Below are 250 nucleotides of genomic sequence, written 5' to 3' on the forward strand. Positions count from 1 at the left end.
TTATTATCACCACTGTCATAAAGGCGCTGCAGACCATTGACGATGGCGGTATTTAACACTTCTGCACCAACCAAAGAAATCAGCTCAAAAATACAAGACAGCTGCTTTAGCACGGTAATAGAGTCTAATAATAAAGGCGCTTGACTGTTATCATCGTTAAATTCGCTTAGATGAATCTCAGTGTCTTTAAGGGTGACGATAATTTCATCATGCAACAAATGTAGCGATGGCAAATTAAAGTCAGTAACGC

1 protein-coding gene is annotated in these 250 nt (G+C 39.2%); it reads right to left on the minus strand.

The features are described from left to right. On the minus strand, positions 1–250 hold a 250-nt coding region (locus tag AAEZ03_RS28385; RefSeq protein ID WP_350583297.1), incomplete at both ends, for a hypothetical protein.

Origin of the sequence: Pseudomonas sp. HY2-MNA-CIBAN-0224 (genome assembly GCF_040310285.1) — a bacterium.
Taxonomy (GTDB): domain Bacteria; phylum Pseudomonadota; class Gammaproteobacteria; order Pseudomonadales; family Pseudomonadaceae; genus Aquipseudomonas; species Aquipseudomonas helleri.